This window comes from Pseudomonas sp. NPDC047961 (assembly GCF_050272435.1).
In the GTDB taxonomy this organism is placed as follows: domain Bacteria; phylum Pseudomonadota; class Gammaproteobacteria; order Pseudomonadales; family Pseudomonadaceae; genus Stutzerimonas.
This window is the reverse complement of record NZ_JBNNMD010000007.1, coordinates 35,781-55,130: the sequence shown is the minus strand read 5'-3', so window position 1 is coordinate 55,130 and position 19,350 is coordinate 35,781. Positions and strand designations below refer to the sequence as shown.

The 19,350-nt window shown below is 59.8% G+C and carries 17 protein-coding genes; 3 read left to right on the top strand and 14 right to left on the bottom strand.

Annotated elements, in window-relative coordinates; translation table 11 throughout:
* Positions 1-44 precede the first annotated feature (44 nt).
* A complete protein-coding gene (dnaG, locus tag ACQKIK_RS20310) occupies positions 45-1,979 on the bottom strand; it encodes a DNA primase (protein WP_499137276.1) in 1,935 nt (644 codons plus the stop codon).
* 138 nt (positions 1,980-2,117) lie between these two features.
* Complete coding sequence (gene rpsU, locus ACQKIK_RS20305; RefSeq protein ID WP_003283508.1) at positions 2,118-2,333, bottom strand: 30S ribosomal protein S21; 216 nt, start codon at positions 2,331-2,333, stop codon at positions 2,118-2,120.
* A 196-nt stretch (positions 2,334-2,529) separates the two neighbouring features.
* On the opposite strand from rpsU, the gene tsaD reads away from it, so the two are divergent.
* On the top strand, positions 2,530-3,555 hold the full coding sequence (gene tsaD / locus ACQKIK_RS20300; protein ID WP_499137400.1) for a tRNA (adenosine(37)-N6)-threonylcarbamoyltransferase complex transferase subunit TsaD: 1,026 nt from the start codon (positions 2,530-2,532) through the stop codon (positions 3,553-3,555).
* Between the two features lie 11 nt (positions 3,556-3,566).
* On the opposite strand, the gene plsY is transcribed toward tsaD, so the two are convergent.
* A complete protein-coding gene (gene plsY / locus ACQKIK_RS20295; protein ID WP_499137399.1) occupies positions 3,567-4,136 on the bottom strand; it encodes a glycerol-3-phosphate 1-O-acyltransferase PlsY in 570 nt (189 codons plus the stop codon).
* Between the two features lie 75 nt (positions 4,137-4,211).
* Here plsY and folB point away from each other — a divergent pair, with 75 nt between their 5' ends.
* Both folB and folK read left to right on the top strand, forming a co-directional pair.
* On the top strand, positions 4,212-4,565 hold the full coding sequence (gene folB, locus ACQKIK_RS20290; RefSeq protein ID WP_046162881.1) for a dihydroneopterin aldolase: 354 nt from the start codon (positions 4,212-4,214) through the stop codon (positions 4,563-4,565).
* Positions 4,556-5,092 (top strand): 2-amino-4-hydroxy-6-hydroxymethyldihydropteridine diphosphokinase, encoded by a 537-nt coding sequence (gene folK, locus ACQKIK_RS20285; protein ID WP_499137275.1) that lies wholly within the window; start codon positions 4,556-4,558, stop codon positions 5,090-5,092. The genes folB and folK overlap by 10 nt, the downstream gene beginning before the upstream one ends.
* A gap of 53 nt (positions 5,093-5,145) precedes the next feature.
* Here the strand turns inward: folK and ACQKIK_RS20280 are convergent, their stop codons facing one another.
* The 11 genes from ACQKIK_RS20280 to ACQKIK_RS20230 all read right to left on the bottom strand — a co-directional run bounded on the left by ACQKIK_RS20280 (position 5,146) and on the right by ACQKIK_RS20230 (position 19,311).
* A complete protein-coding gene (locus tag ACQKIK_RS20280) occupies positions 5,146-6,357 on the bottom strand; it encodes a multifunctional CCA addition/repair protein (protein ID WP_499137274.1) in 1,212 nt (403 codons plus the stop codon).
* A gap of 93 nt (positions 6,358-6,450) precedes the next feature.
* Positions 6,451-8,004: a SpoVR family protein gene (locus tag ACQKIK_RS20275; RefSeq protein WP_499137273.1), complete on the bottom strand. Its 1,554-nt coding sequence runs from the start codon at positions 8,002-8,004 to the stop codon at positions 6,451-6,453.
* A gap of 10 nt (positions 8,005-8,014) precedes the next feature.
* Positions 8,015-9,286: a YeaH/YhbH family protein gene (locus ACQKIK_RS20270; protein WP_499137272.1), complete on the bottom strand. Its 1,272-nt coding sequence runs from the start codon at positions 9,284-9,286 to the stop codon at positions 8,015-8,017.
* A 93-nt stretch (positions 9,287-9,379) separates the two neighbouring features.
* On the bottom strand, positions 9,380-11,302 hold the full coding sequence (locus ACQKIK_RS20265) for a PrkA family serine protein kinase (RefSeq protein WP_499137271.1): 1,923 nt from the start codon (positions 11,300-11,302) through the stop codon (positions 9,380-9,382).
* Between the two features lie 270 nt (positions 11,303-11,572).
* On the bottom strand, positions 11,573-11,902 hold the full coding sequence (gene glpE / locus ACQKIK_RS20260) for a thiosulfate sulfurtransferase GlpE (RefSeq protein ID WP_499137270.1): 330 nt from the start codon (positions 11,900-11,902) through the stop codon (positions 11,573-11,575).
* Entirely contained in the window at positions 11,899-12,720 is an 822-nt protein-coding gene (locus tag ACQKIK_RS20255; RefSeq protein ID WP_127838343.1) for a symmetrical bis(5'-nucleosyl)-tetraphosphatase, read from the bottom strand. Before ACQKIK_RS20255 ends, glpE begins: the two co-directional genes overlap by 4 nt.
* Positions 12,717-13,100, bottom strand: a complete 384-nt coding sequence (gene apaG, locus ACQKIK_RS20250; RefSeq protein ID WP_046162875.1) for a Co2+/Mg2+ efflux facilitator ApaG/CorD — start codon at positions 13,098-13,100, stop codon at positions 12,717-12,719. The genes ACQKIK_RS20255 and apaG overlap by 4 nt, the downstream gene beginning before the upstream one ends.
* Positions 13,101-13,126: 26 nt before the next feature.
* Positions 13,127-13,924 (bottom strand): 16S rRNA (adenine(1518)-N(6)/adenine(1519)-N(6))-dimethyltransferase RsmA, encoded by a 798-nt coding sequence (gene rsmA, locus ACQKIK_RS20245; RefSeq protein ID WP_127838344.1) that lies wholly within the window; start codon positions 13,922-13,924, stop codon positions 13,127-13,129.
* A gap of 262 nt (positions 13,925-14,186) precedes the next feature.
* On the bottom strand, positions 14,187-15,170 hold the full coding sequence (pdxA, locus tag ACQKIK_RS20240; RefSeq protein WP_499137269.1) for a 4-hydroxythreonine-4-phosphate dehydrogenase PdxA: 984 nt from the start codon (positions 15,168-15,170) through the stop codon (positions 14,187-14,189).
* An 87-nt stretch (positions 15,171-15,257) separates the two neighbouring features.
* Positions 15,258-16,565, bottom strand: a complete 1,308-nt coding sequence (locus ACQKIK_RS20235; RefSeq protein ID WP_499137268.1) for a peptidylprolyl isomerase — start codon at positions 16,563-16,565, stop codon at positions 15,258-15,260.
* On the bottom strand, positions 16,546-19,311 hold the full coding sequence (locus tag ACQKIK_RS20230; RefSeq protein WP_499137267.1) for an LPS-assembly protein LptD: 2,766 nt from the start codon (positions 19,309-19,311) through the stop codon (positions 16,546-16,548). The genes ACQKIK_RS20235 and ACQKIK_RS20230 overlap by 20 nt, the downstream gene beginning before the upstream one ends.
* Between the last annotated feature and the right edge of the window lie 39 nt (positions 19,312-19,350).

The following is a 19,350-nucleotide window of genomic DNA, read 5'->3' as shown; positions in this document are numbered from 1 at the left end:
TGGCGGGCTGAAAACAAGCTGAGCATTATAGCCGAGCAAGGACCTCACGCGCCAGTTGAGGTCGATATAGCGGGTGTTGAGTTGCGATTTAGCAGGCTGCGCAGCTGCTCTTTCTCCTCTGCGCTGAGTTCACCCTGGCGAGCTTTGCGCAGCAGCGTTTCAAGGCTGCGGTCGCGTTGTCTGGCAGCAAGGCTTGTTATGGTGTCGAAAAACTGTTGTTCAAGGTTATCGGCCGAGATTAGCCATTCTTTCTCGGCAAGTGCGCGCAAAAGGCGCCCTTGGTCGGTTCCATGCCAGCGTGCAATCAATTGCAGGCTGCGCAGTTTGGGGTTCTTTTGCAGCGTTCCCAGCAGGGCGACAAGCAGTTGTGCGTAGGTGTCGTCTTCCGCCGCGAAGTGGCTGGCATCTTCGACCTTCTGCGCAAGCTCAGGGTGGTGGAGGAGCGTACGCAGTGTGGTCAGGGCCGGTGGTTCTACTGAAGCGGGCGTTCTCGGTGCGCGTGGCTTTTTGAAGTCTGAACGCTGGCCAGGCTTTTTCCAGTCTTTTTTCCACTCTTTCTTGCCGCCGGTCTTCGGCTGGGTGGTGGCCGGCGGTGCGTAGTAGTCGCCTTCGTCATGGCCAGCCGCGGTGTCGTAATACACGCTGTCGTCATATTCCAGCGCGGGGCTCGGCGATGCTGAGCTCATCTGCTGAAGCGCTTCGCTGTGCAGGCCGGTGATTTCCCCGAGGCGCTGCCGCATCAATGCGCGCAGGTTGTTGCCGGGGATTTTTTCGATGAGCGGTGCTGCAAGAGTCGCCAGGTGGGCCTTGCCTTCCAGTGAGCGTGGGTCTGCTTCTTCACTAAGCTGCTGGAAGAAGTAGTCGGCCAACGGTTGCGCCTGTTGCTGGATTCGGGCTCTGAAGGCATCGGTACCTTCGCTGCGCACCAAGCTGTCCGGGTCTTCGCCTTCCGGCAGGAACAGAAAACGTGCGCGGCGGCCATCCTGCAGGTTTGGTAGCGCCGATTCCAGAGCGCGCCAGGCAGCCTTGCGACCGGCTGCGTCACCATCGAAACAGAACAGCACGCTGGGCACGACGCGGAACAGGCGCTTGAGGTGTTCGTCACTGGTCGCGGTGCCCAGCGTCGCGACGGCGTTGCGCAGCCCTTGCTGTGCCAGGGCAATGACGTCCATGTAGCCTTCAACGACCATGATTTCATCCAGGTCGCGGTTAGCCTTGCGTGCCTCGTAGAGCCCGTAAAGTTCCTGGCCTTTATGAAAGACAGGTGTTTCCGGCGAATTCAAATATTTTGGCTTGTCATCGCCCAGCACTCGTCCACCGAAAGCAATGACGCGCCCTCGACTGTCGCGGATCGGAAACATCACCCGGTCACGGAAACGGTCGTAGCTCCGGCCGGTTTCAGCGTTTTCGATTAGCAGTCCAGCGTCGATCATGGCCTTCTGCTGAAGGGCATCGCCACCCAGGTGCTTCATCAGGTTGTCCCAGCCGGGCGGGGCAAAGCCGAGGCCGAAATCCCTAGCGATGACACCTGACAAGCCCCGCCCTTTCAGGTACTCCACCGCGGCCTTGCGCGCCGGGTGACCCTTGAGGGACTGTCGATAGTAATCAGCGGCGGATTCGAGCAAGGGGTAGAGCGGCGAGTCCACGGGCTGACGTGGTTTGCGCCCCGGTCCGCTTTCTTCGCGCGGCACTTCCATGCCGGCGCGCTTGGCTAGCTCCTCGACTGCCTGGGGAAATTCCAGGCTGTCGTGATCCATGATGAAACCGAGCGCGTTGCCGCCAGCGCCGCAACCAAAGCAATAGTAGAACTGCTTATCCGGGCTGACGCTGAATGAGGGGGTCTTTTCCTTGTGAAACGGGCAGCAGGCGGTGTAGTTTTTGCCCGCTTTTTTCAGTTGGATGCGCGAACTCACCACCTCGACGATGTCGGAGCGGTTGAGTAGGTCATCAATGAATGATTGCGGGATCAAGCCGGCCATAGGGGTATGAGAATACGCTCGCAGTGTTCAGGCCGGAATGAAAAAAACTCCGGCATTTCGCCGGCTGGCGAAGCGGAGTCTCCTTCAAATGCAAAGCCCGGCATTGGCCGGGCTTGATGCAGCGTCAGCAGTACTGGATCAGTACAGGCGAACGCTACGGCGCTGTTCGCGCTGCACTTTCTTAGCGTGACGCTTGACTGCGGCAGCAGCTTTACGCTTGCGCTCAGCAGTAGGCTTCTCGTAGAACTCACGGCTGCGGACTTCGGCCAGAACACCGGCCTTTTCGCAAGAACGCTTGAAGCGACGCAGAGCTACGTCGAATGGTTCGTTCTCTTTAACTTTAACGTTGGGCATCCAGGACGTACCTTCACTTGTTTACCGGTTACAACGCGCTTCGGCAAATATCGCGAGCACGCTGGTTTTAAGGGTTGCGGATGTTAACGCCTTGCCGCGTGGAATGCAAAGCCCCTTATCGAAAAGCGCTGGTCGGTCGCTGGCCCCGGCGATTAATATGCGCGGCTTCATTCGCTTCTTTGGAAAGGTCGTGCCCATGCTGGTTCTGGGGCTGGAAACTTCATGTGACGAGACCGGTGTTGCACTGTATGACAGCGAGCACGGCCTGTTGGCCGACGCGCTGTTCAGTCAGATCGATCTGCACCGCGTCTATGGAGGCGTGGTGCCAGAGTTGGCGTCGCGTGATCACGTCAAGCGGATGCTGCCGCTGATCCGTCAGGTGCTCGAAGAGGCCGGGCGCGAGTCTAGCCAGATCGACGCGGTGGCTTACACGGCAGGCCCCGGTCTGGTCGGGGCGCTGTTGGTTGGCGCCTCCTGCGCTCAGGCAATGGCGTTTGCATGGGGGGTGCCTGCAGTTGGGGTTCACCATATGGAAGGGCACCTTCTGGCGCCAATGCTCGAAGAACGGCCGCCGGCGTTTCCCTTCGTGGCGTTGCTGGTTTCCGGTGGGCATACACAGTTGGTTCGAGTAGATGGCATTGGACGCTATGAACTGCTGGGCGAGTCGGTGGACGACGCCGCTGGCGAGGCGTTCGACAAGACGGCCAAACTGATGGGGCTGCGCTATCCGGGCGGTCCGGAAATCGCAGCGCTTGCCGAGCGGGGCACGCCGGGTCGGTTCACTTTTCCCCGGCCAATGACAGATCGGCCCGGGCTGGATTTCAGTTTCAGCGGCCTCAAGACGTCCACGCTGACGACTTGGCAGCAACGTCAGAGCGCCGGCGACGACGGTGAGCAGACCCGCTGCGATATTGCCTTGGCTTTTCAGCAAGCCGTGGTCGATACGCTGACCATCAAATGCCGGCGTGCGCTGAAGCAGACAGGGCTGCACAGCCTGGTTATTGCCGGTGGTGTGAGCGCCAATATTTCGCTGCGCCAGAGTCTTGAAGCGATGCTCGCTGAGTTGAAGGGACGTGTGTTCTACGCTCGGCCACGTTTCTGCACCGACAATGGGGCGATGATTGCCTACGCCGGCTGCCAGCGTTTGCTGGCGGGCCAGCAGGATGGTCCCGAGATTTCGGTACAGGCGCGCTGGCCAATGGAAACGCTTCCGGCAATTTGACGCCGGTTAGCTTAAAAATGTCGCTCTCTGCCTTTAGACAGGTCGCGCAGGTTGTTACGGTGACGCCAGGCGACGAGCGCGGCCAACAACGCCATAGGCCAGAGCGCCGTAGGTTGCATCCAGGCAAGAAGGGGCAGGCAGAGCGGTAGTGCGACCAGTGCGGCCAGTGAACTGGTGCGTGACAACGTGAAAACAGCCAGCCAGATGAGCAGCGCCAGCAATGCCGTTGCGGGATGCAGGCCAAGCAAGACGCCAGCGGCGGTGGCCACGCCTTTGCCCCCACGGAAGCGGAAATACAGTGGATATAAGTGTCCCAGCACCGCTGCGAGACCGATCCAGGCTTGTTGCTCGATGGCCAGGCCTAGCGCTGCGGCGAGCAGCACTGGCAGCAAACCCTTGAGTAGGTCACCGAACAGGGTGCTGATGGCCAGGCCTCTGCCGGCCAGTCGCAGCATATTAGTGGCGCCGGGATTGCCGGAACCGCCGGCGCGTGGATCGGGTGCGCCGGTCAGACGACTGAGTAGAATGGCGAATGAAAGCGAGCCGGTCAGATAGGCGAGCAGTGCTAATTGCCAGAACATGGCATTCATCTGGGGCAAGGAGCTCCTGAGTCTAACGGCCTGTCATGAAGTTGTCGTGCCGAGGGAGAACGTTGCGTGGATACAGTTTTCATCGAAGGGCTGGAAGTGGATACGCTGATCGGCGCCTATGAGTGGGAGCGCGGCATTCGACAATGCTTGCGGCTGGATCTGACCCTCGGCTGGGACATCCGTCCCGCCGCCCAGAACGACGAACTGGATAAAGCGTTGGACTACGCCGAAGTGACTGCCTCCATTGATCGTTTCGCTCAAACGTCACGCTTCGAGCTGGTAGAAACCTTTGCCGAACGCCTGGCTGCTTCCCTGATGAGTGAGTTCGGCATTCCATGGTTGCGGCTACGGGTGACCAAACCGGGCGTCAACCCGCGCGCAAAAGCGTTGGGTGTGGAGATCGAACGCGGATGCCTCTGACTCGCGTACTGCTGGGGCTCGGCAGCAATAACCGCCGTGAGCGGAATCTGGCTGCCGGTCTCGATGCGCTGGAAAAGCTGCTCGGAGACATGCGCTGTTCACCCGTTTTTGAAAGCCTTGCGGTGGGCTACAAGGGTGACCATTTCTACAACCTCGTGGTGTCCGGTAGCACCGAGTTGCCGTTGATGGAGCTGGACCGACGGCTCAAGTTCATCGAAGCGGACAATGGTCGCTACGCGCCGGACCGCAAAGGTCTACCGCTGGATATCGATGTGCTGATGTATGGCGATCTGCAGGGCAATTTTCATGGATTGCAACTGCCGCGGCCGGAGACGCTGAAAAACGCTTTCGTGCTCTGGCCACTGGCCTTGCTGTCGCCGGACGTGATGCATCCCGAAGCCGGGCGGTGCTTCGCTGAATTGTGGCGGGAATCGGTCATCGAGCAGCAGCTGTGGCCCGTGCGTTTTCAGTGGAAGGGCGAGGAGTTGACGCCAGCGTCGTTGTTGTCCGCCGCGGACCCGCGCTGACCTCGCCTTGCGAGGAGCGCGGGTTCCTCGCGTTGCAGCACGGCAAGCGCTGATCAGTTGGCGTTGTCTTGATAGAGGCGTTGATATTGGCGGACAGCTTCCAGTCGTTCGCGTTTGAGTGCTTCTCCTAGTTCTGCGCCCTTGTAACCCTGTTCAATCAGCGGTTTCACCTGTACCGAGCGGACATGCTCGGCGGCTCCGCGCAGGTATTCGGCCTGCGGATAGGCGTGCCCCTCGTGACCGCTCTGCGCGTCCATAGCGCAGCAGGCGACGAACTGCTCGAAGCGTTCCGGGCGGCGGTAGATGTCGAAATGCTGCAGCAACTCGAACAACGTCTGCGCTGGCAGTGACATGGCCTGATGGCCGAGCGAGTGGAATTCGCCGACCAGCCTGGCCAACTCCTGGCAGTCCCGCGGCACTTTGTAACGCGTGCTGACGATGTCAATTGGCGATGTTATGGCTGTTTCAGAACTCGGCGCATCTAGGTCAGCTGTCTGTCCCAGCGGCATCAGCAGACAGGCCCAGCGCACTGTTAGGGGCTGAGCATGAGCGGCGCATCTGTGTAGCACCTCGAGCGTGTGTTTACCGGCTTGGGTACCACCCTCGAGCGGTAGCGTCTCGTCGAACAGCCGGTCGATTTCCGGAAATAGCTCCTTCAAGGCGCCGCAGTCGCGTAAGACTTGTATGAAGACGTCCGGGCGAGGCTCCATCAGCGCGCGGGCGATTTCCTTCCAGCTGCGTTCCGGTGTCAACGCCAGTAGTTCACCTGATTCGGCGAGCTGACGCATCAGTGCCTTGGTTTCGGGCACCACGCTAAAGCCGAGTTCGGCATAACGCGCGGCAAAGCGCGCCACGCGCAGCACCCTTAAAGGATCTTCGGCGAAGGCGGGGGATACGTGCCTGAGCTGGCGAGCGGCGAGGTCGGCCTGGCCGCCGTATGGATCGATCAGCTGTCCCCGGTCATCCTCGGCCATGGCGTTGATGGTCAGGTCGCGTCGGGCCAGATCCTCTTCCAGGGTCACGTCTGGACTGGCATAGAAGGTGAACCCACCGTAACCGCGACCGCTCTTGCGTTCGGTGCGGGCCAGTGCGTATTCCTCGCCTGTGACCGGATGGAGGAACACGGGGAAATCTGCGCCCACCGGGCGAAAACCCTTGGCTTGCATCTCTTCGGCACTGGAGCCGACGACCACCCAGTCCACCTCGGTCACAGGGCGCCCCAGCAACCGGTCACGTACCGCTCCGCCGACTTTATAGATTCGCATGCAGTCCTCCATTGCGGCGGAGGATAAACGAATGCCCCGAAGCAGCAAGCTGCGACTGCTCTCGGGTATTCGATCTGAAGCGATTTGTAACCGTCAGATGGGTGGCAGCGCCAGATTCATACCGGGGTATCTGGCTTCAACGTCGTTGTCGACTCTCGGCGGCATGTGGTGCGTGGCGATCAGCTTGTCATCCTGCATCGATTGCAGGTGCACATCGAACCCCCAGAGCCGATGCAGGTGTTTGAGGACCTCGTCGGTGGAGCCGCCCAAGGGTTTGCGGTCGTGCTGCTGGTGACGCAGGGTCAGCGAGCGATCACCGCGGCGATCGACGCTCCAGACCTGCACATTGGGTTCGCGATTGCCGAGGTTGTATTGGGCTGCAAGCAATTCGCGGATGGCGTGATAGCCATTTTCATCATGGATGGCAGGGACCAGTAATTCGTCCTTGCGATCGTCGTCGAGGATGCTGAACAGCTTGAGGTCGCGGATGACCTTGGGTGAAAGGAACTGCAGGATGAAGCTCTCATCCTTGAAGTTGTTCATTGCGAACTTGACCGTGGTGAGCCAGTCGCTGCCGGCGATATCCGGGAACCAGTGTTTGTCTTCCTCGGTGGGGTGCTCGCAAATCCGGCGAATGTCCTGGTACATCGCAAAGCCCAGCGTGTAGGGATTGATGCCGCTGTAGTACGGGCTGTCAAAGCCGGGCTGGTAAATGACGCTGGTGTGTGACTGAAGGAACTCCATCATGAAGCCATCGGTTACCAGGCCTTCGTCGTACAGGTCGTTGAGCAACGTGTAGTGCCAGAAGGTTGCCCAGCCTTCGTTCATCACCTGTGTCTGGCGTTGTGGATAGAAATACTGTGCGATCTTGCGCACGATCCTCACCACTTCGCGCTGCCAGGGTTCCAGCAGCGGCGCATGCTTTTCGATGAAGTAGAGGATGTTCTCCTGTGGTTCAGCGGGGAAGCGCTGGTCTCGCTGACGCTCGTCTTCCTTTTCGCCGAATTTGGGAATGGTCCGCCAAAGATCATTGATCTGCTTTTGCAGGTGCTCTTCACGGTCTTTCTGCCGCCGCCGTTCTTCCTCGGCTGAAATCGGGTAGGGACGCTTGTAGCGGTCGACCCCGTAGTTCATCAGTGCGTGGCAAGAATCGAGCAGGTCCTCCACCGCGTCGATGCCGTGGCGCTCCTCGCACTGCATGATGTACTGCTTGGCAAACACCAGGTAATCGATGATCGAACTGGCGTCGGTCCAGGTGCGGAACAGGTAGTTGCCTTTGAAAAAGCTGTTGTGGCCGTAACTGGCGTGGGCGATCACCAGCGCCTGCATAGTGATGGTGTTCTCTTCCATGAGGTAGGCGATGCAAGGATCGGAGTTGATCACGATCTCGTACGCCAGGCCCATCTGCCCACGGGTATAGGATTTTTCTGTGCTTAGGAAATGCTTACCGTAGGACCAATGGTGGTAGCCCAGCGGCATGCCTACAGAGGCATAGGCATCCATCATCTGCTCGGCAGTGATGACCTCGATCTGGTTGGGGTAGGTATCCAGCGCATAGCGCTCGGCGATGCGCCCGATCTCGCGATCGTACGTGCGGATCAGCTCGAAGGTCCATTCCGAGCCGGTGGAAATGGGCTGTCGTTTCATGCTGCGTACCTCAGCTAGCCATGCGCCGCTGGAAGAGCTCGCGGAACACCGGATAGATGTCTCCCGCGGTTACCAGCTGCTGCTGGGCGAACGAGTCGCCGAAGGCCTCGGCCACTTGGTTGTATTCGTACCACAGAGCCTGATGTTCGCGAGGGGTGATTTCGACGTAGGAGAAGTACTGGACGAACGGCATGATCTGGTTAATCAGAATGTCCCGGCATACCGGCGAGTCGTCGTTCCAGTTATCACCGTCGGAAGCTTGCGCGGCGTAGATGTTCCACTCGTTGGCCGGATACCGTTCGGCCATGATCTCCTGCATCATTTTCAGGGCACTGGAAACGATGGTGCCGCCGGTTTCCCGGGAGTAGAAGAACTCTTCTTCGTCGACTTCCTTCGCGCTGGTGTGATGACGGATGAACACCACCTCGATCTTGTCGTAGTTCCGCTTGAGGAACAGGTACAGCAGGATGAAGAAGCGCTTGGCGATGTCCTTGGTGGCCTGGGTCATCGACCCGGACACGTCCATCAGGCAAAACATCACCGCTTTCGAGCTTGGGTTGGGATGCTTGACCAGCAGGTTGTACTTGAGGTCGAAGGTGTCGAGAAAAGGAACGCGGTGAATGCGAGCGCTGAGTCGTTCGATTTCCTCTTCGGCCGCCTGGATGTCGGTGAAGTTGGCGGGCTCCTCCAGCTTGAGACGCGCCAGTTCGGCCTTGGCCTCGCGCAGTTTGGCGCGGCTGCTGCCCGAGAGGGCGATGCGCCGCGCATGGGCCGAGCGCAACGTGCGAACGATATTGATACGGGAAGGATTGCCCTCGTTGCTGATGCCGGCGCGGACCGTCTTGAATGTGTCAGTGCCGCTCAGGTGGCGTTTGACTAGGTTGGGCAATTCCAGATCCTCGAACATGAAATCGAGGAATTCTTCCTGGGTGATCTGGAATACGAAATCGTCCATGCCTTCGCCGCTGTTGCTGGCTTGGCCAGCCCCTTGGCCGCCACCACCGCCTTGTGGGCGAGGGATGCGCTCACCGGCAATGAACTCCTTGTTTCCGGGATGCACGATAGTTTGCCGGCCGCCGCGACCGTGGTGAAGGATCGGCTCATCGGTGTCTCGGCCGGGAATACTGATCTGTTCGCCGTGTTCCATGTCGGTAATGGAGCGGCGACCAACGGCCTCCTCCACGGCTTTCTTGATGTGCCCTCGGTATCGCTGCAAGAAGCGCTGGCGATTGACCGTGCTCTTGTTTTTGCCGTTCAGACGGCGGTCGATCACGTAACTCATACGAGCCCTCCGGGCTGAGCTGGAAGTCGGGAGCCGCGAGCCGGAAGCGTGCTGCTTTGGCTTCCAGCTCCGGCTCCAAGCCCTCAGCTGCTCTTACTGCGATTTACGTACGCGCAGATACCATTCCGAAAGCAGGCGAACCTGCTTCTCGGTGTAGCCGCGCTCGACCATACGCACGACGAAGTCGTTGTGCTTCTTCTGATCTTCCTTGCTGGCCTTGGCGTTGAAGCTGATGACCGGGAGCAGGTCCTCGGTGTTGGAGAACATCTTCTTCTCGATCACCACCCGCAGCTTCTCGTAGCTGAGCCAGGACGGGTTCTTGCCGTTGTTGTTGGCGCGGGCACGCAGCACGAAGTTGACGATCTCGTTGCGGAAGTCCTTCGGATTGCTGATGCCGGCTGGCTTCTCGATCTTTTCCAGCTCTTCGTTGAGCGCCATGCGGTTGAGAATCTCACCGGTTTCCGGATCCCGGTATTCCTGATCCTGAATCCAGAAGTCCGCATAGAGCACGTAGCGGTCGAAGATGTTCTGGCCATATTCGCTGTAGGACTCGAGGTAAGCGGTCTGGATTTCCTTGCCGATGAAGTCGACGTAGCGCGGCGCCAGATATTCCTTGATAAAGCGCAGATACCTCTCGCGCACCTCGGCTGGGAATTGCTCCTGCTCGATCTGCTGTTCCAGTACGTACAACAGATGCACCGGGTTAGCGGCGATCTCGTGCGGATCGAAGTTGAACACCTTCGACAGAATCTTGAAGGCGAAGCGGGTCGAGAGCCCGTTCATGCCTTCGTCGACGCCGGCAGTGTCGCGGTACTCCTGGATCGACTTGGCCTTGGGGTCAGTGTCCTTGAGGTTCTCGCCGTCATAGACCCGCATTTTCGAATAGATGTTGGAGTTTTCGGGCTCCTTCAGCCGACTCAGGACCGAGAACTGCGCCAGCATCTTCAGCGTGTCAGGTGCGCAATGAGCTTTCGCCAGCGAGCTATTGACCAGCAACTTGTCATAGATCTTGATTTCATCGGTCACACGCAGGCAGTACGGCACCTTGACGATGTAGATGCGGTCGATGAAGGCTTCGTTGTTCTTGTTGTTGCGAAAGGTGTGCCATTCCGACTCGTTGGAGTGAGCCAGCAAGATGCCGTTATACGGAATCGCGCCAAGGCCCTCTGTGCTGTTGTAGTTGCCTTCCTGGGTTGCGGTCAGCAGCGGGTGCAGCACCTTGATCGGTGCCTTGAACATCTCGACGAACTCCATAATGCCCTGGTTGGCGCGGCACAGCGCGCCTGAGTAGCTGTAGGCGTCGGCGTCGTTCTGCGGAAATTCTTCAAGCTTGCGAATATCGACCTTGCCCACCAGCGCCGAGATGTCCTGATTGTTCTCATCGCCCGGCTCGGTCTTGGCCACCGCGATCTGATTGAGAACCGAGGGATAGAGCTTGACCACGCGGAACTGGCTGATATCGCCACCGAACTCCTGCAGGCGTTTGGTGGCCCAGGGCGACATGATCGAGCTGAGGTAGCGACGGGGAATGCCGTAATCCTCTTCGAGGATCTGCGCATCTTCAGCCGGGTTGAACAGCCCCAGGGGCGACTCGAACACTGGCGAGCCCTTGATCGCATAGAAGGGTACTCGCTCCATCAGTTGCTTGAGCTTCTCGGCGAGCGATGACTTACCGCCGCCCACCGGGCCCAGCAAATAGAGGATCTGCTTCTTCTCTTCCAGGCCCTGGGCGGCGTGGCGAAAATAGGAAACGATCTGGTCGATGCAGTCTTCCATTCCGTGGAAGTCTTCAAAGGCGGGGTACCGGCGTATGACTTTGTTGGAGAAAATTCGCGAAAGTCTGGAGTCGGCAGACGTGTCGATCAGCTCGGGCTCGCCAATCGCCATCAAAAGGCGTTCGGCTGCAGTGGCGTAGGTTCCCCGGTCTTCCTTGCACAGGTCGAGGTACTCCTGAAGCGAATACTCTTCCTGGCGGGTTGCTTCGAATCGTTGCTGGAAATGGCTGAAAATGCTCATTGACTTCACCTCGGACGATGCTCGGAGCCGGTGTTGTCATCATGCATTCAGGTACGGCCGCCTTACTGGCCTGTGGAGTTCCCCCGAACACCTGATGGTCGAAACTGAGGCCCGGTAGCCGCTGCACGGCTTCCACCTGTTTGGATGGCCTGCACTGAAGGATAGTTCGGATTCGGCAAGTTCAAGGGAGGAGCGGTGTTATTGCCGCTGCGTTTCGTCGGAAGGGAGGCTCAAGGCCGCATTATCTGCGGCCTAGGCTGGGGTGATTTTTCAGGCGGGATCGCCTTGTTCAGTCTCTTGCGGAAACGCTTGTCGCCAAAGCTCGAATCCGCCGTCAAGGCTGTAGACGTCTGAAAAACCCTGGCCTACCAGATAGGCGGCTGCGCTCTGGCTGGAGTTGCCGTGGTAGCAGACGACTATCAGCGGTTGGTCGAGATCGGCGGCAGCGATGAAGTCTGGCAAGGATTGGTTGTCCAGATGTGTCGAGCCGGTGACGTGACCATTGGCGAAGCTGTTCGGGTCGCGGATGTCGACAAACACGCCACCTTCATTGCGCAGCGACTGCGCCTGCTCGGGTGAAATACGTTTGAATTCGGTCATGGCTTGGCCTCACAGTCGCAGCTGTACAGTTCGTTGCTGTCCACATTCATCAGTGTCATGGAATTGCCCCATACGCAGCCGGTATCCAGCGCGTAGACGTTCGGCTCGTCGCAATTGCCTTCCAGCGCGGCCCAGTGGCCGAAAATGATCTTTTCGCCGCGGGTTTTGCGAGTGGGGTGGCTGAACCAGGGCGCGAACCCGGCGGGTGCTGAGTCGAGGCCTTCTTTGGCTTCGAGATCGAGGGTGCCGTCAGCTTTGCAGAAGCGCATCCGGGTGAAATAGTTGGTGATCAGACGCAACCTAGGGATGCCGTGCAGCTCCTTGCTCCACTTGGCCGGCTGGTTACCGTACATGCCGTCGAGGAAGGGTTGCAGCATGGCGTCATCGCGAAGGGCCTGTTCGACCTCGGCCGCACGGCGCAGGGATTTGCTTAGTGTCCATTGCGGTGGGATGCCGGCATGAACCATGGTGACCTGGCGTTCGGCATCGTGGTGGACCAGTTTCTGCTGACGCAGCCAGAAGATCAGGTCGGCTCGGTCGGGCGCATCGAGGATCGGCTGAAGCGTGTCGGACTTCTTCAGCCGCTCGACCTTGTGCGTGACGGCCAGCAGATGCAAGTCATGATTACCCAGAACGGTGACACCCGAACTGCCCAGGTCGCGCGCGAAGCGCAATGCTTCCAGCGATTGTGGTCCGCGGTTGACCAAGTCGCCAGCCAGCCACAGGCAGTCGCGTGATGGGCTGAAATCAACTTGTTTGAGAAGACAGAGCAAGGGTTCGAGGCAACCTTGCAGGTCGCCGACAGCATAGGTAGTCAATGCAGGGCTCCCGGTACCGCCAGCCGAAACGGCGCTATCGTGGCATCGAAGCGGTGCCCGTCCTCGGCAAGCATTTGATAACTGCCCTGCATCGTGCCGACGCGTGAGGCCATCAGCGTGGCGCTGGTGTAGACATGGCGATGGCCGGGGGCTAGTACCGGCTGCTCACCCACCACGCCTTCGCCGCGCACTTCCTGCACCTGACCGTCCCCATCAGTGATGATCCAGTGGCGTGACAGCAACTGCGCTGTGAGCTCGCCCTTGTTTTCGATGGTTACGGTGTAGGCAAAGGCAAAACGGTTTTGGTCTGGCTGTGACTGGTCTGCGAGGTAGGCCGGGCGGACATTGACGTCGATCCGGTAGCGGAGGTCTTCAGGCATGGTGTGCTCCTTCGCGTAGGTCGCTTTCAGCCGCGGGCAAATAATTGATCCGATAGTCTTACGAACGCGGCGAGGTCCAGCTGTTCCGGGCGCAGGCTACCATCGACGTCGGCGGCGGCGATCGCATCTGCGTCCAGCAGCCCCTTGAGGGTGTTGCGCAGCGTTTTGCGGCGCTGATTGAAGGCCTGGCGAACCACGGTCTCCAACTGCCGGTGATCGCGCGCCGGGTGCGGCAACACCTCATGCGGGACCAGGCGCACGATGGCCGAGTCGACTTTCGGCGCCGGATTGAAAGCGCCAGGGCCTACGTTGAACAGATGTTCGACGCGGCAGTGGTACTGCACCATGATCGACAGCCGTCCCCAGTCGCCACCACCTGGCTCTGCGGCAAGGCGCTCGACCACTTCCTTTTGCAGCATGAAGTGCATGTCGCGAATCAGACTGGCGTGATCGAGCAGGTGAAAGATCAGCGGCGTGGAGATGTTGTACGGCAGGTTGCCAACGATGCGCAGGCTGTTTGGCTCCGAGCTTAACTGGGCGAAGTCGAATTTCAGCGCATCACCCTGGTTCAGGGCGAAGTTCTCGCGGTCGGCGAATTTCTGTTGCAGGATCGGAATCAGGTCCAGGTCCAGCTCGACCACGTCTAGGTGCGCGCCGCTGTCTAGCAGGCCTTCGGTCAGTGCGCCCTGGCCCGGGCCGATCTCGACGATCCGCTCGCCCGGCTTGGCATGGATGGAGCGCAGGATGCGATGGATAACGCCCGCATCGTGAAGGAAATTCTGGCCGAAACGCTTGCGCGCGCGGTGTTGGTAGTTCTCGGACATATACAGCAGTCTCAGGAGCAGCTGGAAGCGTGAGGCCTGCAGCTGGGAGCGAAAAGGCACGCAGTTTAGCAGCTGCGGTAGCTGAGGCGAGTGCCCCCGCCGCGGGCCTTTGCGGTTCGGAGGCGTGCTGGAAAGTCCGGAAGCGGTTTTTGTCGACTCGATACCGCTGTTCGACCCCTGCTCGGCAGGCTGCGGCCGCCACGCCGATTCTGTTTCAGGTGTATGCCTTACGCCCGAACAGGGCTTGTGCTGCGTGCTGCTTCTAGCTGCCGCTCATCTCATACGCCGTTTCCAGCGCGACTTGCAGGCTGCCGGTGTCGATTCGGCCAGTGCCTGCAAGGTCCAGGGCGGTGCCGTGATCGACCGAGGTGCGTACGATCGGCAGCCCCAGTGTGACGTTGACGGCTGCGCCAAAGCCCTTGTACTTGAGCACCGGCAGCCCCTGATCGTGGTACATCGCTAGCACCGCGTCGCAGTGTTCGAGGTGTTTAGGCGTGAACACTGTGTCAGCCGGTAGCGGGCCGATCAGGTCGAGCCCGTCGCGTCGCAGGGTTTCCAACGTTGGCTCGATGAGCTCGATTTCCTCGCGGCCCAAATGTCCACCCTCGCCGGCATGGGGGTTGAGCCCGCAGACCAGAATTCGTGGATGGGCAATGTCGAATTTTGTCACCAGGTCGTTGTGCAATATGCGCGTCACACGCCGCAGCCGCTCGGCCGTGATGGCCGCTGGCACCTCCTTGAGCGGCAGATGGGTGGTGACCAGTGCAACCCGTAACCCACGCGTGGCCAGCATCATGACGACCTGCTCTGTGCCGGTCAGCTCCGCGAGAAACTCGGTGTGTCCTGAAAACGAGATGCCTGCCTCGTTGATGACGCCCTTGTGCACTGGCGCAGTGATCATGCCGGCAAAGCTGTCATCAAGGCATCCGTTACCGGCACGTGTCAGCGTCGCTAGCACATAGTCGGCGTTCGCCGGGTTGAGCTGGCCGCTTATGGCCGGCGCAGCGAGCGGCGTGTCCCAGACATACAGGTTGTTGGCGGGTGCCGGCTGGTTCGGCCAGCTGCCCGGGGCGACGTCGATCAGGGTGATGTCCAGCCCAAGCTCGGCTGCTCGGGTGCGTAGCAGCTCGGCACTGGCGATGGCGACCAAGGCGTGAGGGTGGCTATCGCGTGCGAGAAGCAAGCAGAGGTCCGGACCAATACCGGCGGGCTCGCCGGGCGTCAGGGCGAAACGTTTGACGGTCATCTCTAGGCCTTTGGGCTGATGAAATGAAGCGGGCCGGCCGATTGGCCGGCCCGCTGAGGCGTCGCTTATGGGCAACTCAACGCGAAATCAGAGCTTGATCTCGACGTAGGCTTCGTCGCGAATCTGGCGTAGCCAGTTTTGCAGCTCTTCTTCGTACTTACGGTTGCGCAGCAAAGACAGGGCCTGCTGCTCGCGGAACTCTTCGCTGGCATCGGTGGCGCGGCGTCCGAGCACTTCCAAGATGTGCCAGCCATACGGCGTCTTGAAGGCTTCGGACAGCTGTCCACTGGCCGTGTTGGCCATGACTTCACGGAACTCCGGAACCAGCGAGCTTGGGTCGATCCAGTTGAGGTCACCGCCGTTCAGCGCCGAGCCTGGGTCTTCGGAGAAGTTCTTCGCCAGCTCGGCAAAGTTCTCGCCGGCCTGGATGCGGTCACGCAGTCGCTGGATCAGACGTTGACTTTCTTCTTCGCTGCGGATTTGACTCGGCTTGATCAGAATGTGGCGAACATGGACCTCGTCGCGTACCTGAGTATCACCGCCCCGCTTGTCGAGCACTTTTAGCAGGATGAAGCCCGGCGGGGTACGCACCGGCCGGGTGACGTCGCCGACCGACATGCTGCTGACTTCGGTATCGAATGGCGGTGGCAGCTGAGCGGCCTTGCGCCAGCCCATATCGCCGCCTTCCAGTGCGTTTTCACTGGCTGAGCGTGAGACGGCCAGTTTGGCGAAGTCGGCGCCTTGCTGAAGTTGCTGATAGGTATCCATCGCGGTTTTTTCAGCCGCCTGGATCGTGGCCGAATCGGCGGACTCTGGCACCGGGATTAGGATGTTGGCCAGTCGGTATTCTTCTGACAGCTGCAATTTGCCGAGATCTGAAGCCAGGAAGTTCTCCACCTCTTGGTTCGATACCTGAATACGCTCTGCAATCCGGCGCTGGCGCACCCGGCTGATGACCATTTCGCGGCGAATCTGCTCACGAGCGGTGTCGAGGCTCAGGCCGTCACGCTCAAGGGCCGCGCGGAACTGGTCCAGGGTCATGTTGTTGCGCTGGGCGATGGTGCTCATCGCCTGGTTCAGCTCTTCATCGGAAATACGTATGCCCGAACGTTCACCGATCTGCAGCTGCAGATTTTCGGTGATCAGCCTTTCTAGCACCTGTTGTTGCATGACGTCCGCGGGCGGCATTTCCGCGCCGCGTTTTTCGATGGTCTGCTGTACTTCGCGGGTCCGTTGGTCCAGCTGGCTTTGCATGATCACGTCGTTGTCCACGATCGCGACGATACGGTCGAGCTGTCGAACTTCGGCCGACGCGGACAGGGCAGCAGTCGCGCTGCCCAGCAATAGGACGCCCGCCAACAGGGGGCGCAGATAATCAGAAAGCTTGATCTTCACGTTCACGGTAACCTTGTATGCCTTCGTCGAGGAATGTCTCGGTCGAGCTGCCGAACACGCCGCCGAGTCCCTTGAGGACGATTTGCAGGAAGATGCCGTTGTCCGGCTCATCGTTCTGCGATGGGTTGAGACTGGTTTCGTCGTAATCGATCCAGTAGCGGTTGATCAGACGCAGCTTCCAGCAGCAGCTGTCGTACTCGAAGCCACCAAAGGCCTCGAGTGTACGGTTGCGGCTGTAGTCGTGCTGCCAGCGTGCGATCACGCTCCACTGCGGCAGGATTGGCCAGATAGTGGAGATGTCGTGCTGGTTGATCTTGTAATAATCCTCGATGTACTCAGGCGTGCCCGGTACGCCGTAGTCGCCACCATAAGTCCACTGCCCGGTGGCCTGGTCGAAGCGCACGGTGTCGTTGCGATAGCGGTAGCCGAAATTGACGATCTTTCGCGGGTTGTCAGCCGGCTGATAGTGGAACATGGCGCTGCCTGACTGCGTACGGCCTTCGTCCGGGTCCCAGTTAAACGTCGAGGTGAAGTGCCAATCGCGGTTGTAGCGATAGAGATACTCAAGGGCGTATGGCGATACGTCCGATGTCGAGCCTGGGCGATCCTCAAGATTCGGCAGCTGCACTTCGCGGTCGCGGAAGTAGATGATCTGGCCAACGCTCAAGCGCTGGCGCTCTAGTCCGTTCGGCTCGATCCAGCGATTGGTCACGCCTAGCGAGAGCTGGTTGGCATCGCCTATGCGGTCCCTACCGGAGAAACGGTTTTCACGCCACAGCGAAGAGTAGCTGAAGGTGTTTTCGCCGGTGTCGAAGACCGGAATGTCGTCCTGGTCCTCTTCTGGAACGTACAGGTAGAACATACGTGGTTCGAGGGTCTGACGGTAATCCTTGCCGAACCACTGAGTGTCGCGGTCGAAATACAGCCCGCTGTCGATGCTGAAGATCGGTACGCTGCGGTCGGGCGAGTCATTAAAGTCGCTCACCTGACGGCGGCCGGTATTGTCCAGCGTCAGGTCGTACTTGGTGTAAGCGTATTTCAGCGATGGCCGGACGAAGCCCCAGCTCCAATCGAGCGGCAGACTAACGCCGGGCTCAAGGTGCAGACGCTCGCCTTCCGCTCGAGTCAGACCGCTAAGACGGGCGTCGTACCACAGCTGCTCCGGCGTGCCGGTGTTGCCATATTGGTCGGTGAAGTAACCATTGCGCAGGCTGCGCTGGAAGCTGACGAACTCGGTGCCATAAGCGAACCGCAATCCACCCGGCTGGAACGGCAATGCGCCGTTCAACGTCAGCTGCGGCAGGCGCTCGTAGGGTGTGATGTCGGCAATGGTTGCACGCTCGTAAGCGTGCACGTTCAGCTGAGCCGTGTAGGACGGCGCGCGGTAAGTCAGGGTGCCACGCTGATCTAGGTGATCCGGCTGATCGATGCCCAGCTGGGTATCCAGATCCTGGAAGTAGTAGGGGTCGCTGATGTCGGTGTAATCGACTTCCGCCAGCCAGCGCGTGTCCAGGCCGGTACGGTGTTGCCAGCTGTACATCCAGCGCTGGTCCTCGTACTCGGACTGCAGCTTGCGCTCGTCGTTGCTGTCATCCAGGTAGGCGGCGCCGAACTGGCCTTCGCTGCGACGGGTCAGGTAACGGAACTCACCTTCCATGAGCAAGCCGCGATCGGTCATGTAATTCGGGTAGAGCGTGGCGTCGAAATTCGGCGCCAGGTTGAAATAGTACGGCGTGATCAGCGACAGGCCTGTATCGCTGGATGAGCTGATGCTCGGCGCCAGGAAGCCGGACTGACGGCGGTCATCGATCGGGAAATAGATGTAAGGCGTATAGAACACCGGAACACCCTTGACCCGCAGCGTGACGTTGGTTGCCGAGCCGAAGCCGGTGGCCGGGTTAAGGGTGACGTTGTTGCCTTGCAGATACCAGTCGTTATCGCCGGGTTCGCAGCGGGTATAGGTCCCGTCCTTGAGGCGGATGATCGCGTCCTCGGTACGCTTGGCATACAGTGCACTGCCGCGGACCTTACCTTCGTGAACCACGTATTCGGCGTTTTCGACCTGCGCTTCACCGGTGTCGAGGAACAGTTCAGCGCGGTCACCGACCATCAGTGCGCCGCCGTCACGCAGACGGACATTGCCTTTCAGCTCGCCGCGGTTCTCTAGCTGGTACAGGCTCGCCTCGTCGGCTTCGGCCTGGATGCTGCCCTGGCGAAGTACCACGTCGCCGGCCAGCGTGGCGATTTCCTGCTGTTGCTCGTAACGGGTTGCTTTAGCCGATACGTAGGTCGGTGCCTCGCTCATCGGCGTGTCGTCGAACTGACCGGGGCGGTTTGGTTCAACATAGGTACCGGCACAGTACGGACCTGTCTCGGCCAGCTGTGCATTGGTCAGCTGATCGCGCGGCACCCAGTCCAGATGGCTGTAATCGGCGCTGCGCGAGGCCAGTGCCCGGCCCTTGCTTTCGGTGACCAGTTTGGTGGTGGCCGCCTGGCGCTCGGCCTTGTTGGCGCTGGGCTTAGCACTAGTGGTCTCGCCAGTAGGCGTGCCACGATGAGTCGGACGCGGTGGCAGGGCCGGGCTGGCGGCATCCGCTGCGCAATTCCAACCCCCGTCGGCGCCGGGTTGGCAGGCGAACTGTTCGGCTGCGATGACCATGGGCGCCGTTACAGGTTGCAGTGCGAGCAAGCCGCCAGTTACCAATAGAGGGAATTTTTTACGAAAAGCGGGATATTTGACTGCCATCTTGTTTTTTGGTCCGTGCTTGCGGCGAGCCATCGGCCG